The following is a 2,884-nucleotide window of genomic DNA, read 5'->3' on the forward strand; positions in this document are numbered from 1 at the left end:
ATGTATTGAGGTGTTGTACCTACACGTTGAAAAGCGTCATATCATTCTAGCGATGCAAAACGCCATTCAAACTTCTGAAGCGGCAGGCACGTTACTGAGCACGATCAACACCTTCGCTAATTGCCACGCATCGGTAGACGCGACGCACACAGAAGCCAAAGCTCTGCTTGGTCGTGTAGCGAAGCTGAACTCTGAAATGTCTCAAGCGTTTAGCCCATATGAAGACACGCTAATCCACGCAGAACCAGAGTTTATTGATGCAGTTTTAGAGCATGACAGCGCAGATGTAGCAGGACAACGCTTTGCGATTGAAAGCTCGCGTAAGTTATCAAGCAGCCGCCTTAGTGTTGCTGAAGAGCAGTTATTGGCCGCGATGAAGGTTGATGGCCGTGATGGATGGGGTCGTTTGTACGATAACTTAACCGGTTCTTTAAAACTGTCGCTAAAGCTGAACGGTGAAGACGAAGCGCTAGGTTTTTCACAAGCTGCGAGCTTGTTGTACGGCAGCGAATTCGACAAACAAGAACCGGCATGGCGCGCAGTCCAAGGCGCAATGGAGACGCACCAAGAGTCTTTTGCTTCAATTCTAAATGCGCTTGCGGGTTGGCGACTGACAGAGAACAAAAAGCGCTCGAAAATAAGCGACGTACATTTCCTTGATCCAAGCCTACACGCCAGCCGCATCGTACCTGAAACGCTAGACACCATGATGTCGGTAGCAAAGGCAAATCGAGCAGTAGGCCAGAAAGCAGGCCTGTTAATGGCAAGAGTTCACGGGCTCGATGAAATGAAGCCTTGGAACCATTTAGCAGCCATGCCACCACTTGGTGATGCTGAATCTAAGGTTTATCTATTTGATGAAGCGATCGAAGTGATTAAAACCGCCTTTGCTGAAGTAAATCCAGAGATGGCTGATTTCGTCGCATTAATGGTTGAGAACGGTTGGATTGATGCCGCTCCAGCAGCCAATAAACGTCTAGGTGCGTACTGCACTAAATTTGCTGCGACACGCACCCCGCTTGTGTTCATGACATGGAGTGGTAGCCGCTCAGACTTAATGACATTAGCGCACGAGCTAGGCCACGCGTTCCACAACTGGGTGATGAAAGACATGCCGTTGTGTCAAACACGCTACCCAATGACGTTAGCTGAAACCGCTTCGATCTTTGCTGAGAACATTGTTCGTGACCACCTATTGAAGCAAGCACAAACACGTAATGAGAAACTTGAAATGCTGTGGGAAGAGCTTTCTTCTTCTTTGGCACTAATGGTGAATATTCCCGTTCGCTTCGAATTTGAAAAAGCCTTCTACGAGCAGCGTGAAAAAGGTGAGCTAACGGCTCAGCAGCTGTGTGACTTGATGGAAACGACTTGGAAAGAGTGGTACGGCGCTGCAATGACAGAAGCCGATCCTTACTTCTGGGCGAGCAAGCTGCACTTCAGCATCTCTCAAGTGAGCTTTTATAACTATCCATACTTGTTCGGTTATCTGTTCAGTAAAGGTGTTTACGCTCAGCGCGATGCGAAAGGTGAGCAATTCTACGGCGATTACGTTTCGTTGCTTCGTGATACGGGCAGCATGATGGCGGAAGAAGTGGTTCAAAAGCACTTAGGAATGGATCTGACTCAAGCTGATTTTTGGCAACAAAGCATCGACATGGTCAAAGTTCAAATCGATGAATTTGAAAGATTGCTCGATCAGGAAGATTAATTGATCTCAATCTGTTCATGGTAGGTAAGAGCTGTGTTAGCTTACGTGGCTCTTATCTTGCTGATATAAACAGAGATAACCAAAAGTTGTTCTAAATAGGTGAAATTATTTGGAACAGATGTCGGTTAGTAAAGTCAGCAGGTAATACAAAAATATATGGGTAGTATTTGTGAGTGATAACGGAGTTTCTATTGATAAGTGCGATCCTAGCAACACAATTTCTATGTACAATTTATTAACATACGGCCGTGCAATTAAGGAGTAGCGCATGACGAAGACCCTCTTTCGCCAATCATTTCTTTTTGACAGCCTAGATCTTGAGCAAGAAGTGGTTGCAGGACAGACCGTACTGAGTAACGGTGTTCAAATTAAGCTTCATCAACGCGGTGTATTGGAAGTGATTCCCGCAGAGTATAATCCTGAGACCAAGAACATCATATTTTCAACAGGTGTTCATGGCGACGAAACTTCACCAATGGAGCTGATTGATAAGCTCATTGAGGATATTGAAACCGGCTTCCAAGTCGTGACAGCAAGATGTTTGTTCATCATTGCTCACCCAGAAGCGACCAATGCGCATACGCGTTTTCTTGATGTGAATATGAACCGTCTGTTTGATGAAAAACAGTACGAGAGTAATCGAGAAGTGGACATCGCGAAGAACCTTAAGTTCTTGGTTACTGAGTTTTACAAGGAAACGGTGCCTGCCACTCGTTGGCACTTAGATCTGCACTGTGCGATCCGTTTGTCTAAGCATTACTCTTTCGCCGTAAGCCCTAAGGTTCGCCACGAAGTTCGCAGTAAAGCCTTGTTCGATTTCATTAACAGTGCTCACGTTGAAGCGGTGTTGTTATCCAATGCGCCAACGAGCACCTTCAGTTGGTACAGCGCTGAAAACTTTGAAGCCCAAGCACTGACAATGGAGCTAGGGCAGGTAGCAAGAATTGGTGAGAACCAGCTTGATAAGTTAACGGCTTTCGATTTGGCAATGCGCAATTTGATTGCTGAAATAGAACCAGAGCATTTGCCAAAGAAAACCATTACTTATCGCGTAAGCCGAACCATTGTTCGTTTGCATGATGATTTTGATTTCATGTTCTCTGATGCCGTTGAAAACTTTACGGCGTTCAAGCACGGTGAAGTGTTTGGTCATGATGGTGATAAGCCATTGAT

The 2,884-nt window shown here is 45.6% G+C and carries 2 protein-coding genes; both read left to right on the forward strand.

Features of this window, described 5'->3' with window-relative positions; translation table 11 throughout:
* Positions 1-1,711, forward strand: a 1,711-nt coding sequence (locus AB4496_RS25040; protein WP_372132514.1) for a M3 family oligoendopeptidase, incomplete at its 5' end; no start/stop codon positions are given.
* A gap of 268 nt (positions 1,712-1,979) precedes the next feature.
* On the forward strand, positions 1,980-2,884 hold a 905-nt coding region (locus tag AB4496_RS25045), incomplete at its 3' end, for a succinylglutamate desuccinylase (protein ID WP_372132517.1).

Origin of the sequence: Vibrio sp. 10N.222.46.A1 (assembly GCF_041473595.1) — a bacterium.
GTDB lineage: Bacteria > Pseudomonadota > Gammaproteobacteria > Enterobacterales > Vibrionaceae > Vibrio > Vibrio tasmaniensis_A.